General features: G+C 60.3%; 18 protein-coding genes and 5 pseudogenes. 12 read left to right on the forward strand and 11 right to left on the reverse strand.

The features are described 5' to 3' along the window. The first annotated feature begins 49 nt into the window (after positions 1 to 49). Complete coding sequence (locus AC6CIA_RS11005; protein WP_498311915.1) at positions 50 to 1,909, forward strand: DUF3857 domain-containing transglutaminase family protein; 1,860 nt, start codon at positions 50 to 52, stop codon at positions 1,907 to 1,909. A gap of 156 nt (positions 1,910 to 2,065) precedes the next feature. On the opposite strand, the pseudogene AC6CIA_RS11010 reads toward AC6CIA_RS11005, so the two are convergent. The 6 genes and pseudogenes from AC6CIA_RS11010 to AC6CIA_RS11035 form a co-directional block, all read right to left on the reverse strand. Continuing rightward, positions 2,066 to 2,182: pseudogene (locus AC6CIA_RS11010) on the reverse strand (LysR family transcriptional regulator); the annotation flags it as partial. 206 nt (positions 2,183 to 2,388) lie between these two features. Beyond that, positions 2,389 to 2,505, reverse strand: a pseudogene (locus tag AC6CIA_RS11015) (hypothetical protein); the annotation flags it as partial. 206 nt (positions 2,506 to 2,711) lie between these two features. Beyond that, positions 2,712 to 2,828 (reverse strand): annotated as a pseudogene (locus AC6CIA_RS11020) (LysR family transcriptional regulator); the annotation flags it as partial. Positions 2,829 to 3,032: 204 nt separating this feature from the next. Beyond that, positions 3,033 to 3,149: pseudogene (locus AC6CIA_RS11025) on the reverse strand (hypothetical protein); the annotation flags it as partial. A 207-nt stretch (positions 3,150 to 3,356) separates the two neighbouring features. Beyond that, positions 3,357 to 3,467, reverse strand: a pseudogene (locus tag AC6CIA_RS11030) (hypothetical protein); the annotation flags it as partial. Positions 3,468 to 3,679: 212 nt separating this feature from the next. Continuing rightward, the gene (locus tag AC6CIA_RS11035) at positions 3,680 to 4,585 is read right to left on the reverse strand and encodes a LysR family transcriptional regulator (protein ID WP_498311917.1); all 906 of its coding nucleotides are present in this window, start codon (positions 4,583 to 4,585) and stop codon (positions 3,680 to 3,682) included. A gap of 128 nt (positions 4,586 to 4,713) precedes the next feature. Here AC6CIA_RS11035 and AC6CIA_RS11040 point away from each other — a divergent pair, with 128 nt between their 5' ends. From AC6CIA_RS11040 to AC6CIA_RS11060, 5 genes are all read left to right on the forward strand, one after another. Further along, the gene (locus AC6CIA_RS11040; protein ID WP_498311918.1) at positions 4,714 to 6,360 is read left to right on the forward strand and encodes a GMC family oxidoreductase; all 1,647 of its coding nucleotides are present in this window, start codon (positions 4,714 to 4,716) and stop codon (positions 6,358 to 6,360) included. A gap of 94 nt (positions 6,361 to 6,454) precedes the next feature. Continuing rightward, a complete protein-coding gene (locus AC6CIA_RS11045) occupies positions 6,455 to 8,080 on the forward strand; it encodes an MFS transporter (RefSeq protein WP_498311920.1) in 1,626 nt (541 codons plus the stop codon). A gap of 240 nt (positions 8,081 to 8,320) precedes the next feature. Then, positions 8,321 to 10,270 carry a DNA topoisomerase III gene (locus AC6CIA_RS11050; RefSeq protein ID WP_498311922.1) on the forward strand — a complete coding sequence of 650 codons (1,950 nt, stop codon included), beginning with the start codon at positions 8,321 to 8,323 and terminating at the stop codon, positions 10,268 to 10,270. Positions 10,271 to 10,377: 107 nt separating this feature from the next. Beyond that, positions 10,378 to 10,818, forward strand: coding sequence for a CBS domain-containing protein (locus AC6CIA_RS11055; protein WP_498311924.1), 441 nt, complete (start codon positions 10,378 to 10,380; stop codon positions 10,816 to 10,818). 784 nt (positions 10,819 to 11,602) lie between these two features. Beyond that, on the forward strand, positions 11,603 to 11,932 hold the full coding sequence (locus AC6CIA_RS11060) for a hypothetical protein (RefSeq protein WP_084377769.1): 330 nt from the start codon (positions 11,603 to 11,605) through the stop codon (positions 11,930 to 11,932). Between the two features lie 69 nt (positions 11,933 to 12,001). On the opposite strand, the gene AC6CIA_RS11065 is transcribed toward AC6CIA_RS11060, so the two are convergent. Then, on the reverse strand, positions 12,002 to 12,907 hold the full coding sequence (locus AC6CIA_RS11065; RefSeq protein WP_498311926.1) for a LysR family transcriptional regulator: 906 nt from the start codon (positions 12,905 to 12,907) through the stop codon (positions 12,002 to 12,004). A gap of 133 nt (positions 12,908 to 13,040) precedes the next feature. On the opposite strand from AC6CIA_RS11065, the gene AC6CIA_RS11070 reads away from it, so the two are divergent. The 3 genes from AC6CIA_RS11070 to AC6CIA_RS11080 are packed head-to-tail and all read left to right on the forward strand — an operon-like array spanning position 13,041 to position 15,629. Then, a complete protein-coding gene (locus AC6CIA_RS11070; RefSeq protein WP_084377765.1) occupies positions 13,041 to 13,739 on the forward strand; it encodes a CoA transferase subunit A in 699 nt (232 codons plus the stop codon). 31 nt (positions 13,740 to 13,770) lie between these two features. Further along, positions 13,771 to 14,436 (forward strand): CoA transferase subunit B, encoded by a 666-nt coding sequence (locus tag AC6CIA_RS11075; protein ID WP_084377763.1) that lies wholly within the window; start codon positions 13,771 to 13,773, stop codon positions 14,434 to 14,436. Positions 14,437 to 14,447: 11 nt separating this feature from the next. After that, positions 14,448 to 15,629: an acetyl-CoA C-acetyltransferase gene (locus tag AC6CIA_RS11080; RefSeq protein ID WP_498311928.1), complete on the forward strand. Its 1,182-nt coding sequence runs from the start codon at positions 14,448 to 14,450 to the stop codon at positions 15,627 to 15,629. Positions 15,630 to 15,730: 101 nt separating this feature from the next. Here the strand turns inward: AC6CIA_RS11080 and AC6CIA_RS11085 are convergent, their stop codons facing one another. Next, on the reverse strand, positions 15,731 to 16,150 hold the full coding sequence (locus AC6CIA_RS11085) for a PaaI family thioesterase (RefSeq protein WP_498311930.1): 420 nt from the start codon (positions 16,148 to 16,150) through the stop codon (positions 15,731 to 15,733). 115 nt (positions 16,151 to 16,265) lie between these two features. After that, complete coding sequence (locus AC6CIA_RS11090; RefSeq protein ID WP_498311932.1) at positions 16,266 to 17,351, reverse strand: DUF1615 domain-containing protein; 1,086 nt, start codon at positions 17,349 to 17,351, stop codon at positions 16,266 to 16,268. A gap of 137 nt (positions 17,352 to 17,488) precedes the next feature. Here AC6CIA_RS11090 and AC6CIA_RS11095 point away from each other — a divergent pair, with 137 nt between their 5' ends. Next, complete coding sequence (locus AC6CIA_RS11095) at positions 17,489 to 18,103, forward strand: LysE family translocator (RefSeq protein ID WP_498311934.1); 615 nt, start codon at positions 17,489 to 17,491, stop codon at positions 18,101 to 18,103. Between the two features lie 56 nt (positions 18,104 to 18,159). On the opposite strand, the gene hemB is transcribed toward AC6CIA_RS11095, so the two are convergent. Both hemB and AC6CIA_RS11105 read right to left on the reverse strand, forming a co-directional pair. After that, complete coding sequence (gene hemB / locus AC6CIA_RS11100; RefSeq protein WP_498311935.1) at positions 18,160 to 19,134, reverse strand: porphobilinogen synthase; 975 nt, start codon at positions 19,132 to 19,134, stop codon at positions 18,160 to 18,162. A gap of 158 nt (positions 19,135 to 19,292) precedes the next feature. After that, positions 19,293 to 20,135, reverse strand: a complete 843-nt coding sequence (locus AC6CIA_RS11105; RefSeq protein WP_498311937.1) for a PhzF family phenazine biosynthesis protein — start codon at positions 20,133 to 20,135, stop codon at positions 19,293 to 19,295. A 305-nt stretch (positions 20,136 to 20,440) separates the two neighbouring features. Here AC6CIA_RS11105 and AC6CIA_RS11110 point away from each other — a divergent pair, with 305 nt between their 5' ends. Together AC6CIA_RS11110 and AC6CIA_RS11115 are read left to right on the forward strand one after the other, a co-directional pair. Beyond that, entirely contained in the window at positions 20,441 to 21,142 is a 702-nt protein-coding gene (locus AC6CIA_RS11110) for a histidine phosphatase family protein (protein WP_339528321.1), read from the forward strand. Between the two features lie 94 nt (positions 21,143 to 21,236). Then, a complete protein-coding gene (locus AC6CIA_RS11115) occupies positions 21,237 to 22,292 on the forward strand; it encodes a permease (protein ID WP_498311940.1) in 1,056 nt (351 codons plus the stop codon). Positions 22,293 to 22,348: the final 56 nt, after the last annotated feature.

The following is a 22,348-nucleotide window of genomic DNA, read 5'->3' on the forward strand; positions in this document are numbered from 1 at the left end:
TCCGGATACCCGTCGGGGTGTCTGTTTCACTGTTCCAACCGAGGCGCCCATGCACCGTTTTTCGTTTTACCGCCCTTTGATTTGCGCCAGCCTGGGGCTTGTCAGCCACGCCGTGTGCGCCGCACTGCAACCCATGACCGAAGCGCCGCTGGCCAGCGACACCGAGCTGCACTGCCACTTCAATCGCGACGCCAGCACCGATTGCACCACCACGTATCGCTACACCATCCTCAAGCCAAGCGGGCGAGAAATGCTGTCGCGGATCGACTTCAACTACGCCGAAGCCGATACTTTCGAAGTGCTCCACGCCGAGTTCACCCAGCCAGGCGGCAAGCCCCAGCCACTGGGTGAAACGCAGATCGATACGCGCACCGCGCCGAATCCCGATCAGGGTTTCTCCCGTGAAAAACAGACCTCCCTGGCCTTTCCCAACCTGCGGGTCGGCACCCGGATACGCTACACGGTGCGCGAACACTACGCCGCCAAACCGTTAATGACCGAGTTCCACCATGCCCTGCAATTCGGTCCAAGCGCCGCACGCCGTGATCGCTTCAAGGCAGTTTTCAGCGCAGAACGGCCGATCCAGTGGCGCAGCGAATTGATGGACGATTTCAGCGTGACGCTGGCGGCCAATCGCAAGACCCTGGACATCGAGCAAAAAGCCCCGATCTATCTCAACTACATCAACGAATCGAGCAAAGCCTATATCCGCCTGGTTCCGCGTATCGAAGTGGGCAGCACCCTGGACGTGCAGCAGTACTTCGGCGGTTTTGCCCAGCGCTATAACCAGATTCTGGCGGCCAGCCTGCCGCCCGAAAGCGCCGCCGCCGTCACCGCCGTCAAAGGCCTGCCAGCCGCACAGCAGGTCGCGGGGCTGATGCAGCATATCAACGATCACTACCGCTACCTGGGTGACTGGCGCGCTTCGGATCGCGGTTATGTGCCCTTCAACCTGGAAGAGATCGAACAGCACGGTTACGGCGATTGCAAAGACCTGGCGATCCTTTTGACCGCGATGCTCAAGGCCAGCGGGATCAAGGCCGAGACCGCATGGGTCAGTCGCGGGGATGTGGTGGAGACGCTGCTGATTCCGGGCACCAACGCGCCGAACCATGCGATCGTGCGCGCTGAGGTCGCCGGCCAGGTGTGGTGGCTCGACCCGACCAATCCGGTATTCGCGCCCGGCCAGACCCTGCCCGACATCCAGGACCGCTGGGTGCTGGTAAACAATGCCAAGGGTGAGGTGCGCGAAGAGCACATTCCACTGCAGCGCCCTGCAACCAGCATTCGCCTGGACAAACAGGTGCACTACGATAAGCACGGCAACGCCGCGACCCGCGCCACGGTGACGTTCAGTCATCTGCCCCTGATGCAACTGAGCGTCGCCGACCGTGGGCAAGGCGCCACCGCCACTGACCAGGACATCTGCGATAACTTCGGCAGGGAAATCAGCGACTGTCAGGTTTCCCGCCCGACCACCGCTTTTGTGCTGCCCGACGCCTACACCGTCAAAGCCAGCATGACCGACTTGCGCGCCCTGGAAAAACTGACCAACGGTTACGTCTATACCGACCAGTCGTTGAAAGAAAAATGGGATGAGGTGATCAACTACCGCCGCAACGGGCAACTGGCCGATCTGTATCTGGGCAACCCGGAAACCCTCGACTACAGCTTCACCCTGACGGGCGGAAAGATGCACAAGCCTGTCCAGGGTTGTCGAGTCCAGTCGCCCTGGTACGATCTGGAACTCGATGGCGAACCGCTCGACGATGGCTTGCGCTACCACTATCGCCTGACCCAGAAAGTCCGCTGGCTGAGCCACGACGACATTGTCAGCGCGCCATTTGAAAAGATGATCAACGACGCCCGCGCATGTGGAGAGCAGGTGCATCAGGTGGTGCAACTCTGAAGCAGATAACGCTGTTGTGGCGAGCGGGCTTGCCCCGCGTTGGGCTGCGATAGCAGCCCCAAAACCAACCGCTACGGAGTATCTGATGCAGCGCATTCGGCTTACTGGGACTGCTTCGCAGTCCAACGCGGGGCAAGCCCGCTCGCCACAACAGCGCTATCTGCTTGGATTTGTGTGGTGGCCCAACAGCAGTCGCTGTTCCTTCGCACATAATTCCACCAGGTAATCCCACAGCACCCGCAACCGCACCGACTTGTGCAGCTCACGCACACTCCAGTCAGTCCCCTCTCTCTCCGGGCATAGGTATCTACACAACTTTCAGAAACTGACGAATTCCTCTGTGGCGAGCGGGCTTGCCCCGCGTTGGGCTGCGAAGCAGTCCCAAAACCAACCGCGACGGAGTATCTGATACAGCGCATTCGGCTTACTGGGACTGCTTCGCAGTCCAACGCGGGGCAAGCCCGCTCGCCACAACAGCGCTATCTGCTTGGATGTGTGTGGTGGCCCAACAGCAGTCGCTGTTCCTTCGCACACAATTCCATCAGGTAATCCCACAGCACCCGCAACCGCACCGACTTGTGCAGCTCACGCACACTCCAGTCAGTCCCCTCTCTCTCCGGGCATAGGTATCTACACAACTTTCAGAAACTGACGAATCCCTCTGTGGCGAGCGGGCTTGCCCCGCGCTGGGCTGCGAAGCAGTCCCAAAACCAACCGCTACGGAGTATCTGATGCAGCGCATTCGGCTTACTGGGACTGCTTCGCAGTCCAACGCGGGGCAAGCCCGCTCGCCACAACAGCTCTATCTGCTTGGGTTTGTGTGGTGGCCCAACAGCAGTCGCTGTTCCTTCGCACATAATTCCACCAAGTAATCCCACAGCACCCGTAACCGCACCGACTTGTGCAGCTCACGCACACTCCAGTCAGTCCCCTCTCTCTGGGCATAGATATCTACACACTTTCAGAAACTGACGAATTCCTCTGTGGCGAGCGGGCTTGCCCCGCGCTGGGCTGCGATAGCAGCCCCAAAACCAACCGCGACGGAGTATCTGATACAGCGCATTCGGCCTACTGGGACTGCTTCGCAGTCCAACGCGGGGCAAGCCCGCTCGCCACAACAGCGCTATCTGCTTGGATGTGTGTGGTGGCCCAACAGCAGTCGCTGTTCCTTCGCACATAATTCCACCAGGTAATCCCACAGCACCCGTAACCGCACCGACTTGTGCAGCTCACGCACACTCCAGTCAGTCCCCTCTCTCTCCGGGCATAGGTATCTACACAACTTTCAGAAACTGACGAATTCCTCTGTGGCGAGCGGGCTTGCCCCGCGTTGGGCTGCGATAGCAGCCCCAAAACCAACCGCTACGGAGTATCTGATGCAGCGCATTCGGCTTACTGGGACTGCTTCGCAGTCCAACGCGGGGCAAGCCCGCTCGCCACAACAGCTCTATCTGCTTGGATGTGTGTGGTGGCCCAACAGCAGTCGCTGTTCCTTCGCACACAATTCCATCAGGTAATCCCACAGCACCCGCAACCGCACCGACTTGTGCAGCTCACGCACACGCCAGTCAGTCCCCTCTCCCTCCGGGCATAGGTATCTACACAACTTTCAGAAACTGACGAATTCCTCTGTGGCGAGCGGGCTTGCCCCGCGCTGGGCTGCGAAGCAGTCCCAAAACCAGTCGCGACGGAGTATCTGATGCAGCGCATTCGGCTTACTGGGACTGCTTCGCAGTCCAACGCGGGGCAAGCTCGCTCGCCACAACAGCGCTATCTGCTTGGATGTGTGTGGTGGCCCAACAGCAGTCGCTGTTCCTTCGCACATAATTCCACCAGGTAATCCCACAGCACCCGTAACCGCACCGACTTGTGCAGCTCACGCCGGGAACTGATCCAATAGCTGCGCTGGATACTTTCCTCCGGCAACAGGGGCACCAGGTCCGGATCCGCGGCGGCCATGAAGCAGGGCAACACGGCAATCCCCAGCCCCGAACGTGCTGCCTGGTGCTGAGCGATGACACTGGTGCTGTGGAACACCACCCTGGGCTTGCGGCAAAAACTGCTGAGGAATTTCAGCTCCTGGCTGAACAGCAGGTCGTCGACGTAATCGATCCAGGCATGCGCGGCCAGGTCTTCACGTTTCTCGATCGCCGGGGTACGCGCCAGGTAGCTGCGGCTGGCGTAGAGCGCCAGGCGATAGTCAGTGAGTTTGCGCGTGACCAGTTGGTCTACGCACGGACGCTCCAGGTGGATGCTTATTTCCGCCTCGCGATTGAGGATGCTGACAAAACGCGGCACCGCCACCAGCTCCACTTCCAGCCCCGGATAGCGTTCGAACAGACCGCCCATGCGGCCGGCCAGGAACATCACCCCCAACCCTTCGGCGACGCCAAGCCGAATCTTGCCCAAGGGCGCGGCCGAATGCGTCAGCTCTTCTTCAGCCAACAGGGCGACGTTCTCCATGGCTTCGGCGTGCTTGAGCAGCGCTTCGCCCGCCGGTGTCAGTTCATACCCTTGGGCGTGCTGCACGAACAGCGCGGTGCCGAGACTCTTCTCGATGGCCTCGATATGCCGGGCCACTGTTGCATGCGTGGTTTTCAAACGCCGGGCAGCGGTGAGTAGACGCCCGCTGCGCTGTAACTCAAGAAAGAACCGCAGATCATTCCAGTCGAACATGTCGCCCCTCTCAGCCTTGAGCACGGCACTGTTTGAAAACGCACAGCGGCTGGGTAAAAACTAACATTTTTAAGACGAAAGCTAACAACTAGGATGGAACCAATAAGAAAAACAAGCGAGCTCCCCAGATGACTATTGCACCTGCGCAATACGATTACGTGGTAGTAGGCGCCGGCCCTGCGGGTTGCCTGCTGGCAAATCGACTGTCCGCCAATCCCGCCCATCGCGTACTGCTGCTGGAAGCCGGTGGGCGCGACAATTATCCCTGGATTCATATCCCCGTCGGCTACCTGTTTTGCATCGGCAACCCACGCACCGACTGGTGCTTCAAGACCGAAGCCCAGGAAGGCCTGCAGGGCCGTGCGCTGAGCTATCCACGCGGCAAGGTGCTGGGCGGCTGTTCATCGATCAACGGCATGATCTACATGCGCGGCCAGGCCAACGACTATGACGGCTGGGCCGCCGCGGGCAATCCCGGCTGGGCCTGGAACGATGTGCTGCCGCTGTTCAAACACAGCGAAAATCATTTTGCTGGCGCCTCGCCACTCCACGGCGGCCAGGGTGAATGGCGCGTCGAGCAACAGCGCTTGCATTGGCCGATCCTTGATGCCTTCCGCGAGGCCGCCCAGCAAAATGGCATCGCCAGCATCGATGACTTCAACCAGGGTGACAACGAAGGCTGTGGTTACTTCCAGGTCAATCAGAAAGCCGGTGTGCGCTGGAATGCGGCCAAGGCCTTTCTCAAACCTATTCGCCAACGCCCCAACCTCACGGTGCTGACCGAAGTGGAAGTCGATCGGGTGCTGCTGGAAAACGGCCGCGCCAGCGCGGTGCTGGGCCGGCAGCACGGACAGCAGATCCGCTGGCAGGCCCGCCAGGAAATCATCCTGTGTGCGGGGGCCGTGGGCTCGCCCGGCATCCTGCAACGTTCCGGTATCGGTCCTGCGCGGGTGCTCAAGCCTTTGGGTATCGATGTGTTGCATGAACTGCCCGGTGTCGGCGGCAACCTGCAGGACCACCTGCAACTGCGGCTGATCTACAAGCTGGAAAACGCCCGGACCCTGAACCAGATCGCGGGCTCCATGTGGGGCAAGATGGGCATGGGGTTGCAATATCTTTATGACCGCAGCGGCCCGCTGTCCATGGCGCCCAGCCAGCTCGGCGCCTTCGCTCGCTCGGGCCCGGAACAGACCTCGGCCAACCTCGAATACCATGTGCAACCACTCTCGCTCGAACGCTTTGGCGAACCCTTGCACGCATTCCCGGCCTTTACCGCGTCGGTCTGCGACTTGCGCCCGCAAAGTCGCGGGCGCATCGATATTCGTTCGACCGAGCCTTCGGCGGCGCCGCTGATCCAGCCCAATTACCTGAGCCACCCGGAAGACTTGCGAGTGGCCGCCGACGCCATTCGCCTGACCCGGCGCATCGTCAGCGCCCAGGCTCTGCGCCCGTTCAACCCGGTGGAATACCTGCCCGGTGAAGCCTTGCAAAGCGAGGAGCAACTGCAAGAAGCCGCCGCACGGATTGGCACCACGATTTTCCATCCGGTGGGCACCTGCCGCATGGGTAACGACAAGGACGCGGTGGTCGACGCCCAGTTGCGAGTCCACGGCATTCCCGGCCTGCGCATTGCCGATGCGTCGATCATGCCGCGTATCACCTCCGGCAACACCTGTTCGCCCACGCTGATGATCGCGGAAAAAGCCGCGCAATTGATCCTGTCCCCGCCAACAAGGAGCCCCAACTCGGAAAAACAACTGGTTACGGCAATCTGAATACCACAAGTCTCTTGCAGGAGACGTGGTAAAGCGACGCCGTCACGGCGTCGACAGTGGAACAACAATAAATAATCACTGTGAGGGATACCCGATGTCAGAACATGCTCAACCCCTGAACGCCACACCTGGCGCCACGACCACCAGCAAAGAGTCGCAAAAGGTCATCTTCGCCTCGTCCCTGGGGACGGTGTTCGAGTGGTATGACTTTTTCCTCTACGGCGCCCTGGCGGCGGTCATCAGTAAACAGTTTTTTGCCGGGGTCAACGACACCACGGCGTTCATTTTCGCGCTGATGGCGTTTGCCGCCGGCTTTGTGGTCCGCCCTTTCGGCGCATTGGTGTTCGGCCGCCTGGGCGACATGATCGGACGCAAATACACGTTCCTCGTGACGATCATCCTGATGGGCGTGGCAACCTTCTGCGTGGGGCTGCTGCCCACCTATTCAAGCATCGGGATTGCCGCGCCGATCATTCTGGTAGTGCTGCGCATGCTCCAGGGCCTGGCGCTGGGCGGTGAATACGGCGGCGCCGCAACTTATGTCGCCGAGCACGCGCCGGCTGGTAAACGTGGGTTCCACACCAGCTGGATTCAATCCACCGCGACCATCGGCCTGTTGCTGTCGTTGCTTGTAGTGTTGGCATGCCGTTATTTCACCGGCGATCAATTTGAAGTCTGGGGCTGGCGCTTGCCGTTTCTGCTATCGATCGTGCTGCTGGGGATTTCCACCTGGATCCGCATGAGTCTGCACGAGTCGCCCGCGTTCCTGAAAATGAAAGAGCAAGGCAAAACCTGCAAGGCGCCGATCCGCGAGTCGTTCGGCAAGTGGGAAAATCTCAAGGTGGTGCTGATTGCATTGTTCAGCATCAACGCCGGCCAGGCCGTGACCTTCTACGCGGCGCAGTTTTATGTGCTGTTCTTCCTCACGCAGTTCCTGAAGATGGATCCAGCCCTGGCCAACATGCTGTTGATCATCAGTGTCGTGATCGGCGCGCCGTTCTTTATCTTCTTCGGCTGGCTGTCGGACAAAATGGGCCGCAAACCGGTCCTGATGGTCGGCCTGCTGCTCGCCACCGCACTGTACTTCCCGATCTTCAAGGGGCTGGCCCATTACACCAACCCGGCGATGGACCAGGCCAGCCGCCAGGCGCCGATCACCGTGCTGGCAGATCCGGCCACCTGCACCTTCCAGTTCGACCCGGTGGGCAAGGCGCGTTTTGACAGCCCGTGCGACAAGGTCAAGACCTTCCTGGTCAAACAAGGCCTGCCCTACAGCAGCGAAGCCGCGCCCGCCGGCAGCGCCGTACAAGTCAGCATCGGTGATATTCGCATCGACGGCTACGACGAAGACGCCCTGCGCGGCGCCGTGACGCTGGCCGGTTACCCGAAAGCGGCGGACGTAGCCCAGGTCAACAAGAGCATGGTGGTGGTACTGATCGTCGCCCTGATCCTGATCGCCGCGATGTGCTACGGCCCGCTGGCGGCACTGATGGTGGAACTGTTCCCGACGCGCATCCGCTACACCTCCATGTCCCTGCCCTACCACATCGGCAACGGCTGGTTTGGCGGGTTCCTGCCGACGGTGTCGTTTGCCTTGGTGGTGTACACCGGCGATATCTTCTATGGGCTGTGGTACCCGGTGGTGATTACCGGAGTGAGCCTGATCGTCGGTTTGTTGTGCCTGAAGGAAACCCGGCACGTCGATATCGATAACAATTGATATCCCGCAAACACTGTAGATCTCTTGTGCGGGCTTGTGTGGGAGCGGGCTTGCTCGCGAACGCGGAGTGTCAGTCACCGAATGCATCGACTGATTCGTCGCTATCGCGAGCAAGCCCGCTCCCACATTTGTTTCTCGTCCCTACACAAATAGCTGTATATCCATCCAGATAAAGCTTGCTCAACGCCCTTCTCTTGCGCATCCTGCTTACATTCAACCAATGCAATGAATGTGGTGACCATGCGGCTGTTCCTCTGTGAAAAACCCTCCCAGGCCAAGGATATCGCCGCCGTGCTCGGCGCGCGCCGAAGGGGCGACGGGTGCTGGGTGGGGTCGGGGGTGACGGTCACCTGGTGCATTGGCCACCTGCTGGAAACCGCGCCGCCCGACGCGTACGACGCCAAGTACAAGCGCTGGGTACTGGCCGACCTGCCCATCGTCCCGGAAAAATGGAAGATGAAGGTCAAGCCCAAGACTGCCAGCCAGTTCAAGGCGGTCAAGCGCCTGCTGGGCGAAGCCCAGGAACTGGTGATCGCCACCGATGCCGACCGCGAGGGCGAGATGATTGCGCGGGAACTGGTGGAGCATTGTCGTTATCGCGGGCCGATCCAACGGCTGTGGCTGTCGGCACTCGACGATGCCTCGATCCGCAAGGCCCTGGCCGCCCTCAAGCCCGGTGCCGAAACCTTCAGCCTTTACCATTCGGCCCTGGGCCGCTCCCGCGCCGACTGGCTGATCGGGATGAACATGAGCCGACTGTTTACCCTGCTGGGCCGCCAGTCCGGCTATCAGGGCGTATTACCGGTCGGCCGGGTGCAAACCCCGACCCTGCGCCTGGTGGTGGACCGCGACCGCAGCATTGCGCACTTCGTCCCGGTGGCCTACTGGGCCATTGACGTCGACCTGGAGCACGACCACCTCACCTTTACCGCGCAATGGCGTGCCGCCGAAGACCTGTGTGACGACCAGGGCCGCTGCCTGAATCCCCAGCGAGCGCAAGAAGCTGCCACGGCAATCAGCCACGCGGCCAGCGCCCGGCTGGTGAAGCTGCGCACCGAACGCATGCGCGAAGTGGCCCCGCTGCCCTTCGACCTGGGGACCTTGCAGGAAATCTGCTCCAAGAAGCTCGGTCTTGGCGCCCAGGAAACCCTGGATATCGCCCAGTCCCTCTACGAAACCCACAAGGTCATTACCTACCCTCGCAGTGATTGTGGCTACCTGCCCCTCAGCCAGCACGGCGACGCATCGGCTATTCTCGCGGCGCTGGGCCGAGACGACCCGGCGGTCAACGCACTGATGCCACATATCGACCCTCAACGCCGCTCCCGCGCCTGGAACGACGCCAAGGTCAGCGCTCACCACGGCATCATTCCTACCGGGGCCGGCAAAGACCTGTCGCAATTGACCGGTAAACACCGCGCGGTCTTCACCTTGATCCGCGCCCGTTATCTGGCGCAGTTCCTGCCCAATCATGAGTACGACCGCACCCAGGCCGACTTCGACTGTGCGGGCCAAGCGCTGCGGGCGGTGGGCAAGGTGGTGATGGAGCCAGGCTGGAAGCGCGCCTTGCCCGAAGCCCTGGCACCGAGCAAGGCAGCGCCTGCGCAACCGCTGCCGCCGTTGGTGCAAGGCCAGGCTTACACGGTGGCCAAGGTGAACCTGAAAGACCTGTGGACCCAACCGCCAAAACCCTTCACCGAAGGCGATCTGATCAAGGCGATGAAAAACGTCGCCAAATTGGTGGAAGACCCGCTGCTCAAGCAAAAACTCAAGGACACCACGGGCATCGGCACCGAAGCGACGCGGGCCGGCATCATCCAGGGCTTGTTGGACCGCGGCTATCTGCAGAAGAACGGCAAGGCGCTGTCGGCCACCCCGGCGGCGTTCAGTCTGATCGACGCAGTGCCACGGGCGATTGCCGACCCTGGCACCACGGCCATTTGGGAGCAGGCCCTGGACATGGTGCAGAGCGGTGAAATGACCCTGGAAGCGTTCGTCGCCAAGCAGGCCGCGTGGATGAGCAAGCAGGTCACCCGCTGTACCGACCTGCGTTTGAGCATCAGTGGAGCGGCCAGCCCGGCGGGACGCGGCGCCACGCCGTGGAAGAACAAACGCAAGGCGGGGACCCAGCCAACTCGGGCGAAAAAGCCGACAAATGAACGATCAAAGGTGAAAAAAACCGGCGAATGACGTTTTTCGACCAGATATACGCCGCTTTAGACCTTGCCTCGACGCGGACCGTCTAGGATTCTGTAGGGGGTCTGCTGTCTTCCTACAACAACACCAGAGTGGTCACCATGAAAACCGTCGCACAGTTGCTCAAAGCCAAGGACCAGAAAAACCAGGACGTCCACACCATCGAATGGGATCACACCGTGTTTGAAGCGCTGGTGGTAATGTCGGCGAAAAACGTCGGCGCCTTGCCGGTCATAAAGCAGGGGGCGGTGGTTGGCATCATCAGCGAACGTGATTACGCCCGCAAACTCATACTCAAAGGTCTTTCCTCCGTGACCACCCGGGTCGATGACGTGATGAGTTCTCCGGTGATCAGCGTCGACACCCATAAAACCGTCGAGCAGTGCATGAACATCATGACCGACAGCCACCTGCGCCACCTGCCCGTGGTCGAAAATGGCCAACTGCTGGGCCTGCTGTCGATTGGTGACCTGGTCAAGGAAGCCATCGCCGAACAAGCGGACTTGATCAAACAGCTGGAGCAATACATTCGCGGCGAATAGGGAAACGCCTGCTCGAGACGATGGCACATCAAGCGGATCAGCTGGATATACTTGTGGCGAGGGGGCTTGTCCCCCGTTGGGTTGCGCAGCAGCCCCAAAAAGGCCTACCCCGTTTGTCCAGTCAAACCAGGATGTCAGGTTTGAGGGCTGCTGCGCAGCCCAACGGGGGACAAGCCCCCTCGCCACAGGACAAGCCCCCTCGCCACAGGACAAGCCCCTTCGTCACAGGACAAGCCCCTCGCCAGGGCGGTCTCCGAATGTCGACACCCTGCACGATCAGACGGAGAGTCAAGACGCGCTGAAGCTGCAGCGGCTTTGTTCGGCTTGACCTACCGCCCCGAAAGTGACGCCCGAGTCACTTTTTTGCGCATCTTCCTCGCCCCGTTAGAATTTATGTAGTGATAAAAAATAATCACTACATAATCGTTGACGTAATCATTTTGCCCTTGCATGATTCAAACGTCTCCCGGATCGGGAGCGTTGGCAACAAGCGTTTTGAACAAGCTCGTCTGACCGCCGAGCTGTTTTTCCGGATGTGCACTGCCCACAAGGCAGATTGATGAAGCTGATCGGCCCGAAAGGATCGGTACAAGAAGCTCAAATGCTCCTTGTCTTCGTTATGAAAGCATTGCGTAGCAGTTCATCAGCAACACTACATGCATCAGGTTCAAGACCCTGCCCGTATTCGGCAGACCGTTGCTGACGCCCGGTTTTCGGAACCGGAGACAACTAAGTTGTTTTAACGAATCAATTGAAGATCGCCAACTGGTCAAGGGGCTTACACATGAATCTGAACAACCAACCAACTATCGATGAATTGGCTGAGATGTTCGCAGCGCAGAAAGACACACTCGACGACCATATCCTGTGGATTGGCAAATCGGGCGAAGTCCAGATTGACTGCCTGGCGCCCCATACTGAAGAAGCCGAGTTTGACAAAAACAACCGTGAACTGGCGGCGCGCCTGAAGATGTACCGTCGTGGCCAGGGTTATGTCGGCAAGAAAGCGGCTGCCGATCGCAACTTTATCGAGCAGGTCTTCCATACACTTAATACCGAGTGGCAGTCCCTCAAGGACAACTCGCACGTTAAAGTGATCGACAGATACTGCTGATATAATCTACCCCATTGCTTGAGCCTGCTCGTTTAATCGAGCAGGCTTTTTTATTGTTCTAACTTTTATTCAAGGCTCTGCCGGAAATCGGCCTTTGCCTGCCTCATCGCAAAAAATATCAAACAAGGCCTGGGCCGCTGCCGACAACTCATGACCAGGCTTGGTCAGCACACCAATAGGTCGCTCGATCACCGGATCCGTCAAGGTGATGCAACGGCCACCCGCCTCCTCCATCTGCCGCGCGCACAACGCCGGTACAGCACTGACACCCAACCCACTGGCGACCATTTTGCCCACCGTTGCCAGTTGATGGCTTTCCAGGGCTACCGGCAGCTTCATGCCCAAGGCGCCCAGGTGCTCCTCCAGCATCACCCGTACGGTGGAGGGTCGCTGCAAAGTGATGAAGGGCTGCGCCAGCAAGGTCTTCCAGTCGATTTCAGCCATCTGCGCCAAGGGTGAATCACCCGGCACTACGGCGATAAAGCGATCCAGGTATAAGGGGGTGAACTGCAAGGACGAGCCAGGGGCGGGTTCGAACGCGACACCCAGTTCCACATGTCGATCCCGGACCATTTCCAACACGTGTTCGTTGATCAGGTCATGCACAGTCACGTTGACCTGGGGAAAACGCGCACGAAACACCTTCAGGATCGGTGGTAACACATTACCGGCAAACGAGGGCATTGCCGCCACCGTCACGCGTCCGCGTTGCAGGGTGAAGCGCTGGCGCAGTTCATCCTCGGCGTTGTCCCAATCGGCAATCAGGCGTCTGGCCAGGGGCAACAGCGATTCGCCCTCGGGCGTCAGCGCCACGTTGCGGGTATTGCGGCTGAACAAACGTCCACCCAGCCCTTCTTCCAGGCCTTTGATGGTCAGGCTCAGGGCTGACTGTGACAAATGCAGGCGCTCACACGCGGCAGCAAAACTCAGGCTCTGGGCCACGGCAAGGAAGGCGCGTATCTGTTTTACAGTCATCGCACTGCTCCAGAAAATCAAAAATTATGCTGTTTTTTAAATCAATCAACCTTAAAAAACAACTTAACAAATCAATCCGACAGCGCAACACTCTGGAGCAATGGCTGGCCCACAAACAATAAAAGAGGTGCGTATGGCAGGTTTCGATAAACGCGTGGCGTCCTATGCAGAAGCGCTGGCAGGTCTTGAGGACGGCATGACCGTACTCGCCGGGGGTTTCGGTCTGTGTGGCATTCCGGAAAACCTGATCGCCGAGATCAAGCGCAAAGGCACCCGCAACCTGACCGTGGTCTCCAACAACTGCGGGGTCGACGGTTTCGGCCTGGGCGTATTGCTGGAACAAAAGCAGATCAGCAAAGTGATCGCCTCCTATGTCGGTGAAAACGCCCTCTTCGAGAAGCAACTGCTCAGTGGCGAAATCGAAGTGATCCTGACCCCACAAGGCACTCTGGCCGAAAAAATGCGCGCGGGCGGTGCCGGCATCCCGGCCTTCTTCACCGCCACCGGCGTCGGCACCCCGGTGGCCGAAGGCAAGGAAACCCGTGACTTCAACGGTCGTCCATACCTGATGGAAGAGTCCATCACCGGCGACTTTGCCATTGTCAAAGGCTGGAAAGCCGACCATTTCGGCAACGTCATCTACCGCCACACTGCGCAGAACTTCAACCCGCTGGCCGCCACCGCCGGCAAGATCACCGTGGTCGAGGTCGAGGAAATCGTCGAACCGGGCGCGCTGGACCCGGCGCAGATCCATACCCCAGGCATCTACGTCGACCGGATTATCTGCGGCACCTTCGAGAAGCGCATTGAACAGCGCACCGTACGCAAATAATCCTCCAGCCCCGAGAATAAGGAGACAACACATGGCTCTCACCCGCGAACAAATGGCGCAACGCGTGGCCCGTGAAATGCAGGATGGTTTCTACGTCAACCTGGGCATCGGTATCCCGACCCTGGTCGCCAACTATATTCCCGAAGGCATGGAAGTGATGCTGCAGTCGGAAAACGGCCTGCTGGGCATGGGTCCGTTTCCCACCGAAGAAACCATCGATGCCGACATGATCAACGCCGGCAAGCAAACCGTCACCGCGCGTATCGGCGCTTCGATCTTTTCCTCCGCCGAGTCCTTCGCGATGATTCGCGGCGGGCATGTCGACCTCACCGTGCTCGGCGCATTTGAAGTGGATGTCCAGGGCAACATTGCCTCGTGGATGATCCCCGGCAAACTGGTCAAGGGCATGGGCGGCGCCATGGACCTGGTGGCTGGCGCGGAAAACATCATCGTGATCATGACCCACGCCTCCAAGGATGGTGAGTCCAAACTGCTCAGCCAATGCAGCCTGCCGCTGACCGGCGCCAACTGCATCAAGCGCGTGTTGACGGACCTGGCCTATCTGGAAATCGAAAATGGCGCTTTTGTCCTCAAGGAACGCGCACCTGGCGTCAGCGTGGAAGAGATTGTCAGCAAGACCGCCGGTAAACTGATCGTCCCGGACCATGTTCCAGAAATGCAGTTCGCTGCCCAGTGAGGAAAGATTCCATGCAAGACGTCGTCATTGTTGCTGCCACACGCACCGCCGTGGGCAGTTTCCAGGGTTCCCTGGCGAGCATCCCGGCGCCGGAGCTGGGGGCTGCGGTGATCCGCCGCCTGCTGGAGCAGACCGGCCTCGACCCTGCGCAGGTCGATGAAGTGATCCTCGGCCAGGTACTGACCGCAGGCAGCGGCCAGAATCCGGCACGCCAGGCCTCGATCCTCGCCGGCCTGCCTCACGCGGTGCCGAGCCTGACCTTGAACAAGGTTTGCGGTTCCGGTCTCAAGGCCTTGCACCTAGGGGCGCAAGCCATCCGCTGCGGTGACGCCGAGGTGATCATCGCCGGTGGCATGGAGAACATGAGCCTGGCGCCCTATGTGTTGCCCGCCGCCCGTACCGGCCTGCGCATGGGCCACGCGAAGATGATCGACAGCATGATCACCGACGGCTTGTGGGACGCGTTCAACGACTATCACATGGGCATCACCGCCGAGAACCTGGTGGACAAGTACGGCATCAGCCGCGAAGCCCAGGACGCGTTCGCCGCCGCCTCCCAACAGAAAGCCGCCGCGGCCATCGAGGCCGGACGCTTTGCCGACGAAATCACGCCGATCCTGATTCCCCAGCGCAAGGGCGACCCGGTGGCCTTCGCCGTGGACGAACAACCCCGCGCCGGCACCACCGCCGAATCCCTGGGCAAGCTCAAGCCGGCCTTCAAGAAAGACGGCAGTGTCACCGCCGGCAATGCGTCCAGCCTGAATGACGGCGCGGCTGCGGTGTTACTGATGAGTGCCGACAAGGCCAAGGCCCTCGGCCTGCCGGTCCTGGCGCGTATCGCCAGCTATGCCAACGCGGGTGTCGATCCGGCGATCATGGGGATTGGCCCGGTGTCGGCCACCCGCCGTTGCCTGGACAAGGCCGGCTGGACCCTGGGCGAACTGGATCTGATCGAAGCCAACGAAGCCTTCGCCGCGCAAGCACTGGCGGTGGGCAAGGCGTTGGAGTGGGATGCCGACAAGGTCAACGTCAACGGCGGAGCCATTGCCATCGGCCACCCGATTGGCGCGTCAGGCTGCCGGGTGCTGGTCACCCTGCTTCACGAAATGATCAAGCGCGATGCCAAGAAAGGTCTGGCGACCTTGTGCATCGGTGGCGGCCAGGGCGTGGCGCTGGCCCTCGAACGCAACTGACTCAACGAGCAACATGAGAAAGGCCCGACTCCACGAAAAGTCGGGCCTTTTTTTATGGGGCGGAAATGGCTAATGCCGAGCGCTCCCACAGGAGGTTGGCCTCATTGCCCGGTAGAGGGCGTCGGCACTGCGAACACCGCACTGGCCCGCACCACCACCTTCTCTGCAACGTGCAGGCTGACCGTGGCAAACGCCATCTGCCGCCCGCGCTTGTGATGTTCCAGGTGTACCTCGATCCAGTCTCCCACCTGCACCGCGCCCAAGTAGTCCAGGGTCATGCTGGCTGTGATCAAAGGCAGCGGGGGATCACTGGAAAACGCCATCGCGTAACCCATGCCGACATCCGCCAGGGTCGCCAACACACCGCCATGAACCGTGCCACGTCCGTTGGCATGACGGCTGTCGGCACGCAGGCCAAGGCGCAATCGCAAGCCTTCGCCCCGGCAATACACCGGCCCCAGCAGATCCAGGAGCGGGCTGCTGCGCGGCAACAGGATGAAACCTTCAGGCATGGCAGTCATGGCGAACTCGTCCTTTGGGAGGATGAGGTTTAACCCGGCTCCAGCCCCACGACCACCAACATCCACCACACAAATCCCTGCCAATAGCGCCCGTCGATTGCTATCGACAGGCACATCAGCGCTTCATGCAACGCTGATAACGGTCATTCACGCGATTGGCGAACCAGGCCGTGGTCAGCTTGCGGGTGATCTTCGGGCTTTTCAGCACGATGCCCGGCAGGACCGCCCGTGGCAGCGGCTTGCCTTCGGCTTTCTCGGCCAAGGCAAATACCCGCTGGTACAGGGTCGTCTCTTCAAAATCCAGGCTATCGCCCTGTTCCAGCTGGCTGCGGATACTCGGATTACGCATACCCAGCGCCTTGCCCAACGAGCGCACCGCGAGTTCGGTGTTGCCGGGCATGATCGAGCCATGACGGATCAAATCCCCGTCCAGCGCCAGCGTCTTGCCCGACGCGCGACTGACAGCCGCCTGGAACGCCGCGTTGCGGCTGGCGTACCAGCCAGCGTTGAAATCAGCGAAGCGGTACAACGGCTGGTCGTAATTCACCGGGTAGCCCAGCAGATGCGCGATGCCGAAATACATGCCGCCACGTCGAGTGAACACTTCGCGGCGAATACTGCCGTCCACCGCGTAGGGATAACCCCGCGCCTGTTGCTCGGCAAAGGCAATGCTGACCTGCATCGGGCCTGCGGTGTGGACCGGATTGAAACTGCCAAACAGCGTGCGCCCCAAAGGCACGACACTGATGAAGTCATCAAAAATTGCGCTCAAGTCTTTTTCGGTACGGGCGGCCTTCAAGCGCTCGGCGTAGGACTTGCCGGTGGGTGAGCGCAATTGCAGCGCCGTGCGCACCAGCACGCCGGGGACATGGAGCCTGGCCGCGCGCCGGAGGATTTCATCCTGGGCAATCTTGCCCATGTTCGGGACCGGTGGATCGACCTGATAGGTGGACTCTTGCTCGGTCACGGCCAGCACTGCACAGATATTCTCGGTGCCGGGGTAGATTTCCTGGGTGTTGAATGCCGTGTAAATGTCCTGGGCCCAGCCGGCGCGGTCGGGAACCTTGGCCGGTATCAAGCGCACGATCTGCGCCTTGACTTCGGCCTCACTGCGCTCGGGTGGCTGCTGACTGCGTGGGGTCGAGCAGCCGGCCAGCACCAACAAAGTGGTCAGGCAGAAGATCAGGCGGGATGAGTACATGAAGTGTCCTTGAGCGGTGAAGGTCCAGTCTTGGCAGATATCGACCGGCAAGTCCAACGTCGGTTCGCTGCGCTCGCAAACGCCTGCGGAATATGGAACGATCGATCCCCGTGGTTCCAACAAGGAGTTTGAACACTATGCTCAGCCTGAACTTCCTCATTACCTGCCTGATCGTCGTACTGATCCCCGGAACCGGTGTGATTTTCACCGTTTCCACAGGCCTGACGGCCGGCAAACGCGCGAGTATCTTCGCCGCGCTGGGCTGTACCGCGGGCATCGTCCCGCATCTGCTGGCGTCAGCCTTGGGCTTGTCTGCCCTGCTGCACACCAGCGCCCTGGCGTTCGAAGCGCTGAAGTATGCCGGGGCGGCTTACTTGCTGTATCTGGCGTATATCACCTGGCGTGATCGTTCTGCCTTCGCGGTGAGTGACACGCCACCCCCGTCCAGCGCCCGCAGCCTGATGTTACGGGGCTTTTTGCTGAACATCCTCAACCCGAAGCTGACCATTTTTTTCCTGGCCTTTCTGCCTCAGTTCGTGACGCCGGGCGCTGGCGCGCCTGTCCTGCAAATGGCGATACTGAGCAGTGTGTTCATGGCGATGACGTTCACGGTGTTTGTGATCTATGGCCTGTTGGCCAATGTCTTTCGTCGCGCCGTGATCGAGTCGCCACGGGTACAGCACTGGTTGCGCCGCAGTTTTTCCGCAGCCTTTGCAGGCCTGGGACTGAACCTGGCATTTGCCCAACGCTAAAGCCTCGCCACGCTGCAGGAGCGCGGTAGACGCGCTCCTGCAGACAATCACCCCGTTCAGATCCCGGCCAGCGCCAGGTCCATCGCAAAGTAGGTGAAGATCAGGTCCGCGCCCGCCCGCTTGATCGAGCCCAGGCTTTCCCGCACCACCCGGGCTTCATCAATCGCCCCGGCCTGGGCACCGAACTTGATCATCGCGTACTCGCCGCTGACCTGATACGCCGCCACCGGCAGACGCGAGGCTTCGCGGATATCGCGGATGATGTCCAGGTACGCCCCGGCAGGCTTGACCATCAATGAGTCGGCGCCTTCCTGCTCGTCCAACAAGGACTCACGCACGGCTTCGCGGCGGTTCATCGGGTTCATCTGGTAGCTTTTACGATCGCCCTTCAACGCACTGCCGCCGGCCTCGCGGAACGGACCGTAGAGGGCCGAGGCGAATTTGGTGGAATACGCCATGATCGGGATATGCGTGAAGCCCGCCTCATCCAGCGCCCGGCGAATGGCCTGGACCTGTCCGTCCATTGCCGCCGACGGCGCAATCACGTCAGCACCGGCACGCGCGGCGGCCACGGCTTGCTTGCCGAGGTTGACCAGCGTGCGGTCGTTATCGACTTCAGTGCCGTGCATCACGCCGCAATGGCCATGATCGGTGTATTCGCAGAAGCAGGTGTCGGACATGACGATCATTTCCGGCACCGCATCCTTGCAGATGGCGGACATGCGCGATACCAGGCCACGTTCGTTCCAGGTGTCACTGCCGCTGGCGTCCAGGTGGTGCGACACGCCAAAGGTCATCACCGACTTGATCCCGGCGCGGGCGTAGCGCTCGATTTCACCGGCCAGTTTCGACTCGGGGATCCGCATCACACCCGGCATGCTGGTAATGGGCACGAACGCATCGATTTCTTCTTCGACAAAGATCGGCAATACCAGATCATTCAGGGTGAATTCGCTTTCCTGGAACAGGCTGCGCAACTCCGGAGAACGGCGCAGACGGCGAGAACGGGCTTCGGGGAACTGACTGGACATGAATTTTCCTACAATTTCCTACAAGAAAGGCCAGCGCATCTGGCAAGGTCGCTAGTGTAAGGGCGAAAGCTTATGCCCGGATTGATCGAGAGCACAAACCCCGCGTCCATAACGCTGTTTTTCCATTCACGTAACAATGGCGTTTGCGACAATCTCCGTTAAAGCGTCAAGCGCCCTTCGATACACAACGTAACGGCGCCACCGATCCAGATTTCATCGCCCTGCTGCACCACCCGGATTCGCCCGACACGGCCCATGGCCGTGCCCTGGCTGACCACATAACGGCTTGGCGCCAGGTCTTCAGTCAACAGCCATTGAGCGATTCCCGCATTCAGGCTGCCGGTCGCCGGGTCTTCCGGCGCACCATCGCCGGCAATAAAGGCGCGCACTTCGAATTGCGCTTCGTCACCGTCCCGAGACGGGTTCCACGGCGCAATCACACCCACCGCCAAGCCCGACAGCTGCGAATAGTCCGGTTGCAGACCCAGCACTGTGTCCCGATCCGCCAACATCAGCGCCAGCCAGCCCGCGCCGTTGTCGACCCACTGGCTGCGGAGAATGGCGTGCGGTTCAAGATCCAGCGCCAAGCGCACACGCTCCAGCAAATCCGCCTCCAGCGGGCCTGAGCGCAACAGCGGCGGCGCGATAAAAGCCAGTTCGTCACCCTCGCGGCGAATACGCACCAGGCCGATCTCGCACTCCTGAATGATCTCTTCACCCTGGGGCACACCGCCAGCCTGCAGCCAGGCATGGCAACTGCCCAGGGTGGGATGACCGGCGAAAGGCAGCTCGTACAAGGTGGTGAAAATACGCACCCGGTAATCGGCACGCGGATCACGGGGCTTGAGCAAAAACGTGGTTTCGCTGAGGTTTGTCCATTTGGCGAAGTCGGCCATTTGCTGGTCGCTGAGGCTGTCGGCGCCCAGCACCACGGCCAGCGGATTGCCTTTGAGGGCGTGGTGACTGAAGACATCCAGTTGTTTGAAATCAAAAGAAGGCATGAAATCCCTATCAAAAATTCAGTGGTATTCAGCGTCAGCCAGGAAGGTAAAAATCCACGCGCCCCGAGGCAGGCCACCCAACCCGACTCATCTGGCGCGCGACCTGCAGCGTTCTTCAATTCGCAACATCCGCTGGTTAATCTCCTGTACAAGAGAACCAAAAGACGAAGTTGTACTCTTAAAAGCGCTTGAGCGGTTGAATGGAGGCGTACCGCCATATTGTCACGGAATGTCATGCGATGCTGGAAGCAACGCTGTGGCCGGGCTTGTTAGCCTCAATCCGATGCACTGAAGACCTGATCCTAATGAAATTACAGCCTCTGTGCCTGGCCAAACGCCTTAAACGATATTCATACATTATGTTGCCGTTTCTGGTGGTGGGCGGCGCGTTGATGGTGACCCTGGAAGTCCGGGAAAGCCGCGCACAACAGGTTGATGGCGTACAGACACTGGTGTTTCTGCGCCACGGCGAGAAACCTGCCGGCGGTCTGGGCCAGCTCAACTGCCAGGGCCTCAATCGCGCGATGAACCTGGCCACGGTGTTGCCGGAAAAATTCGGCGCCGCCGATTTTGTGTTTGCGGCCAATCCGACCCGGAATGTCGAGGAAGGCGAACTGGACAATTCCTACAGTTATATTCGCCCATTGATGACCATCAGCCCTAGCGCCATCAAACTCGGGCTGCCGGTAAACATCGAGTTTTCGGCCAATGACACCAGTGATCTGGCGGATGAGTTGGTGGATAGCAAATACCGCAACTCGACCATCTACACCGCCTGGTCCCACGGTTATCTGCCGGAACTGATCAACAAGGTGGCAAGCGAAGCGCTGGGTGAGAAACGCACCATTACCGATGACTGGTCCGGGACTGACTTCGACACGCTCTACGTGCTGACCCTGACATGGCACAACGGCAAGGCCAGCCTGCTCAGCCGCAACTACAAGCAGGGCCTGGATAACGGCCTGCACACGTGCCCGGATGCAACACATGCCGGCGCCGATACCTGATCGGACCGTCTGAGGGAGCAGCCGAGCTTCCCAGGCGAATCGTCTTGCCTGCGCGTATGATGTGCCGCTATCGACTTACCTGCGGATCATCCCTATGTCCAACCTCACCTCCGCCAGCCCCGCACGCGGCTGGTCTTTCTGGTGGAAACCGGCGCTGTTTCTCCTGGTGGCCTGTGTCGGCCTCTATTACGTGAAATGGTCACCCTACTACCTCAAGTCCTTCGTGGCGGCGGACAGCCACAGTATCGGCGCCTCCATTCTCGACGACCAGCACACGGCGCCGCTGGCGGCTGCCCTGGCCTATTCCAAGGTGTATTTCCTGGCGATCTGGAAAGCTGCCGTATTGGCGGTGATTCTCGGCTCGCTGCTGCAAGTGCTGATCCCGCGGGACTGGCTGTTGCGTCTGTTCGGACGCGCCGGGCTCGGCTCCACCTTGCGCGGCAGCCTGTTCGCCCTGCCGGGCATGATGTGCAGTTGTTGCGCCGCGCCAGTGGCCGCGGGCATGCGACGCCAGCAAGTGTCGGTGGGAGCGGCGTTGGCGTTCTGGATGGCCAACCCGGTGCTCAACCCGGCCACCCTGGTATTCATGGGCTTTGTCCTGGGGTGGGATTTTGCCGCGCTGCGGCTGGTGGCCGGGCTGGTGTTGGTGGTCGGTGTCGCGTTGATCGCCCAACGCATCGCCCGACCGGAACAGGTGCCGCAGGTAGCACTGGAGGCCGTGGCCGATGTCAGCACCACCGAAACCCAGCCGTTCCTGAGTCGTTGGCTGCACACCTTGTGGCAATTGTTCTGGAGCACCATCCCGGTCTACATCCTGGCGGTGCTGCTACTGGGCGCGGCGCGGGTGTGGTTGTTTCCCCATGTGGACGGGGCGATGGCCGACAGCCTGGTGTGGCTGGTGCCGCTGGCGGTGGTCGGCACGCTGTTTGTGATTCCCACGGCGGCGGAAATTCCTATCGTGCAAACCATGATGACGCTCGGTCTTGGCACCGGGCCGGCCGTGGCGCTGTTGATGACCCTGCCCAGCGTGAGCCTGCCGTCGCTGTTGATGCTGCGCAGGGATTTCGACGCACGGGTGCTGGTGACCGTGGCCGGGCTGACCATGCTGATGGGTGTGGTGTGTGGATTGGTGGCGGTGGTGATTCTCTAGTTATCCGATGCTGTTGAGATGTGCCGCGAGGGTGGGGTTGGAGGCATCGGCGACGA

Source organism: Pseudomonas sp. GQ91 (assembly GCF_059758795.1).